General features: G+C 70.6%; 5 protein-coding genes. All 5 read left to right on the top strand.

Annotated features, from left to right (window positions below; translation table 11 throughout):
- Positions 1-70: 70 nt before the first annotated feature.
- A complete protein-coding gene (locus I53_RS26160) occupies positions 71-943 on the top strand; it encodes a branched-chain amino acid ABC transporter permease (protein WP_043356373.1) in 873 nt (290 codons plus the stop codon).
- A gap of 4 nt (positions 944-947) precedes the next feature.
- Positions 948-2012, top strand: a complete 1065-nt coding sequence (locus tag I53_RS26155; RefSeq protein WP_374701374.1) for a branched-chain amino acid ABC transporter permease — start codon at positions 948-950, stop codon at positions 2010-2012.
- Positions 2009-2755 carry an ABC transporter ATP-binding protein gene (locus I53_RS26150; protein ID WP_043356371.1) on the top strand — a complete coding sequence of 249 codons (747 nt, stop codon included), beginning with the start codon at positions 2009-2011 and terminating at the stop codon, positions 2753-2755. The genes I53_RS26155 and I53_RS26150 overlap by 4 nt, the downstream gene beginning before the upstream one ends.
- Positions 2748-3458: an ABC transporter ATP-binding protein gene (locus tag I53_RS26145; protein WP_043356375.1), complete on the top strand. Its 711-nt coding sequence runs from the start codon at positions 2748-2750 to the stop codon at positions 3456-3458. The genes I53_RS26150 and I53_RS26145 overlap by 8 nt, the downstream gene beginning before the upstream one ends.
- A 33-nt stretch (positions 3459-3491) precedes the next feature.
- Positions 3492-4362: acetamidase/formamidase family protein (locus tag I53_RS26140; RefSeq protein WP_043356369.1), on the top strand; the 871-nt coding region annotated here is incomplete at its 3' end.

Raw genomic sequence — 4362 nt, 5'->3', positions numbered from 1 at the left:
CAGCCCTGAGCGCACGATACCGCCGGGGCCCGTGCGCCCCGGCCCCCTCCGTCATGATCGGGCCTCCTGGATGGATCTGCTGACCCACGCCTTCACGTTCCTCTACCAGATCGGCGACGCGTTCTCGTTCCTGGTGCTCTCCGCCTGCGGTCTCGCGGTGGTGTTCGGCATGATGGGCGTCATCAACCTCGCGCACGGCGAACTCATCATGTGCGGGGCCTACGTGACCGCGGCGACGACGCGGGCCGGGCTGCCCCTGCCCCTCGGCATCCTCGCGGGGGCGCTCGCGGCCGGCGCCGTCGGCATGGTGATGGAGCGCCTCGTCATCCGCCACCTCTACGGCCGGCCCCTGGACACGATCGTGGCAACCTGGGGCATCAGCCTCGCGGCGACGCAGGGCACGCTGATCCTGCTGGGCTCCAGCATGCCGGGGATCGGCACGCCGCTCGGCAGCTTCGCGGTCGGCGGCTACTCCTACTCGACCTATCGCGTGGTCCTGATGGTCGCCGCCGTCGCGGTGCTGGCCGGGCTCTACCTCGCCTTCAACGCCACCCGCTTCGGCACCCTGGCGCGGGCCACCATCCAGGTGCCGCACATGGCCGAGGCCCTCGGCGTCGACACGCGCACCGTCTACGCCCTGACCTTCGGCCTCGGCGCGGCGCTGGCGGGCCTCGCGGGCGGGCTCTACGCGCCGACCATGACCATCGTGCCGACCATGGGCACGACCTTCATCATGGAGGCCTTCGTCACCGTGGTGGTCGGCGGCGCCGACATCTTCCTCGGCACGGCGCCGGCGGCGCTCGTGCTCGGCACGGTGCGGGCACTGCTCACCACGTGGCAGGGCCAGCTCTTCGGGCAGATCGGGCTCCTCGTCGCGGTGATCCTGGTGATCCGGGTGCTGCCGCGGGGCATTTCGGGCCTGATCCTGCGCGAGCGGGCGTGAGGCCATGGTGATGAGTCTGGCGATGACCCTGCTCCGGCGCCTCGAAGGCCCGCAGACCCTGGGACGCGGGCCGGCCTTCTGGACCGCGTTCGCGATCGTGATCGCCGCCGCCATCGCCTATCCGTGGTTCGCGGACGGCTACACGGTCGGCAACACCGCCTACTTCTTCTGCTGGGTGTTCATGGCGCTCGGCCTGTGCCTGATCTGGGGCTATGGCGGCGCGCTGAGCTTCGGCCAGACCGCCTTCTTCGGCCTCTCCGGCTACGCCTACGGGGTGCTCACCCTCAATGTCGGCGCCGCCTACGGTTTCACCCTGGCGGCCCTGGTGCTGGCGGTGGCCCTCTCGGCCGTCATGGCGGCCCTCCTCGGCTATTTCCTGTTCTTCGGCCGGATCGGCGGCGTGTTTCTCGGCATCATCACCCTGTCGGTGACGCTCGCCCTGGAGCGCTTCATGGCGCAGACCGCCGGCCCGGAATGGAAGATCGGGGCGGCGCGCCTCAATGGCTACAACGGCATGAGCGGCATGCCGCCCCTGACCGTGCCGTGGTTCGACGGCGAAATCGTGCTGTTTCCCGACGTCGCCCTCTATTACGGCCTCCTGGGTCTGCTGATCGTCGTCTACCTCGCGCTGCGCATCCTGGTGAACGCCCGGTTCGGCAACGTTCTGGTGGCGATCCGCGAGAACCCGGAACGGGCCGAGATGCTGGGCTACGACGTTCGGCGCTACCAGCTCGCCGCCTTCGTGATCGGCTCGGCCCTCGCGGGGCTGAGCGGCACCCTCTACACCGCCTGGGGCCAGTACATCACGCCCTCCAGCATGGGCCTCACCGCCGCCGCGCTGCCGGTGATCTGGGTCGCGGTCGGCGGCCGCGGCGACCTGACGGCCACGCTGCTCGGCACGCTCGTGGTCCTCGGCGGCTTCCAGGCGCTGACGATCTACGGCAGCCAGTACGCCCTCGTGGTGATGGGCCTGCTCCTCGTCGTGGTGGTGCTGGCGGCGCCCGACGGCCTGGTGGTGGCAGCCATGCGCGGGCTCGGCCGCCTGCGCCGCCGGGAGGCCGGCCGATGACTCCGCTCCTCGAGACCCGCGCTCTCAGCAAGCATTTCGGCGGCCTCCACGTCACCAACGACGTGAACTTCGCCCTCGCGGCGGGGGAGATCCACTGCCTGATCGGGCCGAACGGCGCCGGCAAGAGCACCTTCTTCCGCCTGCTGCTGGGCGAATACACGCCGGAGCGGGGGCAGATCCTCTACGCCGGCGAGGACATCACCGCGCTCAAGCCCTTCGCGCGGATCCGCCGGGGCATGAGCGTCAAGTTCCAGGTGCCGGGCATCTTCCCGAGCCTGTCGGTCGCCCACAACCTGGAGATTGCGCTCCAGCATCATCTCGAGGGGGCCTCGCTCGGCGCCGAGATCCGCCGGCTGCTCGCCTTCCTCAACCTCAGCGCGGCGGCCTCCGAGCGGGCCGGCAATCTCAGCCACGGGCAGAAGCAGTGGCTGGAGATCGGCATGGCGATCAGCCTCAAGCCGCGCCTGCTCCTCCTCGACGAACCCACCGCCGGGATGTCGCCGGACGAGACCTTCGCCACCGGCGCGATGGTACAGGCCCTCAACCGCGACGGCGTCGCGGTGCTGGCCATCGAGCACGACATGGCCTTCGTCCGGCAGATCGCCCAGCGGATGACCGTGCTCCATGTCGGGCGCATCTTCGCCCAGGGCACCACCGACGCGATCATCGCGGACGAGCGGGTGGCGGCGATCTACCTCGGCGAGACGGATGCGCCGCCCCTGCGGAGTGTCGCCGATGCCTGAGCCGCTTCTCGCGACCACCGGCCTGCGGGCCGGCTACGGCGGCAAGCCCGTGCTGCAGGGGGTCGACCTCGCGGTCCGGCCCGGTGAGATCGTGGCGGTGATCGGCCGCAACGGCGTCGGCAAGTCGACGCTGATGCGCAGCCTCGTCGGGCTGCTGCCCGCCTCCGGGGGCGGCATCGCCTTCCGGGGCGCCGCGGTCGAGGGCCTCGCCGCCCACCGGCGCGCCCGCCTCGGCATCGGTTACGTGCCCCAGGGCCGCGACGTCTTCCCGCGCATGAGCGTCGCCGACAACCTGACGGTCGGCGCGTCCCTGCTGCCGAAGGGCGAGCGGCCGGATTACGAGCGCGCCTTCGGGCCGTTCCCGATCCTGCGGGAGCGGCGCGGGCAGCGGGCCGGAACCCTCTCCGGCGGCCAGCAGCAGCAGCTCGCCATCGGCCGCGTCCTCGTCGGCGGACCCGCCCTGATCCTCCTCGACGAGCCGTCCGAGGGCATCCAGCCCTCGGTGGTGCAGCAGATCGGCCGCACCCTGGTCGATCTCAACCGCCGTACCGGGGTCACGATCGTGTTCGTGGAGCAGAACCTCGACCTGATCCGCGCCATGGCCCAGCGCAGCTACGTCATGGACAAGGGCCGGATCGTCGCGGAGCTGACGGCCCGGGACCTCGACGACCGCGACCTCGTCCGGCGCCACCTCGCCGTCTGACACCTCAATCCGTCAACCAAGGGAGAGACGACCATGCAATGGCTCGATCAGTCCATCATGGCCCGCAAGGGTGTCGCCGGCGGCAAGTCCGGCCAGGAGCACACGATCACGGAGGCCGAGCAGGGCCGCTACCACTACGTCTACGGGCCCTTCGCCGAGCCGGTCCTCACCGTCGATCCGGGCGCCGTGGTCACCGTCGAGACCCACGACGCCTTCGAGGGCAAGATCCGCCACGAGACCGACAGCCCGACGCAGATCCTGAACTTCCCCTATCTCAACCCGCAGAACGGACCGATCTACGTCAACGGCGCCGAGAAGGGCGACTGCCTCGCGGTGGCGATCCGCTCGATCCGGCCGCGCGGCCCGCAGCCCTGCGGCACGACGCTGATCATGCCGGAATTCGGCGGCCTCGTCGCCACCGGCGACACCGCGCTCCTCAACCCGTCCCTGCCCGAGCGGGTGCGCAAGCTCGAGGTGACGGCTGAGAACGGCGTGCGCTGGAACGACCGGATCACGCTGCCCTACCAGCCGTTCATCGGCACGATCGGCACCTCGCCGGAGATCGAGGCGATCTCCTCGCTGCAGCCGGACTATTACGGCGGCAACATGGACCTGCCCGACGTCGGCGTCGGCGCGGTGATCTACCTGCCGGTGAATGCCAAGGGCGCGCTGCTCTATCTGGGCGACTGCCACGCCGCGCAGGGCGACGGCGAGCTCTGCGGCGTCGCGGTGGAGCACCCGACCCACACGACGGTGCAGATCGACCTGATCAAGGGCTGGACCTTCCGCTGGCCGCGGCTGGAGACCGCCAACTTCTACATGACGATCGGCTCAGCCCGGCCGATGGAGGACGCCGCGCGCATCGCCTACCGGGAGCTGGTCCGCTGGCTCGCGGCCGATTCGG

Source organism: Methylobacterium sp. B1, assembly GCF_000333255.1.
GTDB lineage: Bacteria > Pseudomonadota > Alphaproteobacteria > Rhizobiales > Beijerinckiaceae > Methylobacterium > Methylobacterium fujisawaense.
The sequence above is the reverse complement of the archived record's forward strand: the minus strand, read 5'-3'. Positions and strand labels throughout refer to the sequence as shown.

Excerpts from the sequence above, each read along its gene's own strand:
- I53_RS26160 (WP_043356373.1), top strand. The coding sequence starts at position 71 with ATGGATCTGCTGACCCACGCCTTCACGTTCCTCTACCAGATCGGCGAC.
- I53_RS26155 (WP_374701374.1), top strand. The coding sequence starts at position 948 with ATGGTGATGAGTCTGGCGATGACCCTGCTCCGGCGCCTCGAAGGCCCG.
- I53_RS26150 (WP_043356371.1), top strand. The coding sequence starts at position 2,009 with ATGACTCCGCTCCTCGAGACCCGCGCTCTCAGCAAGCATTTCGGCGGC.
- I53_RS26145 (WP_043356375.1), top strand. The coding sequence starts at position 2,748 with ATGCCTGAGCCGCTTCTCGCGACCACCGGCCTGCGGGCCGGCTACGGC.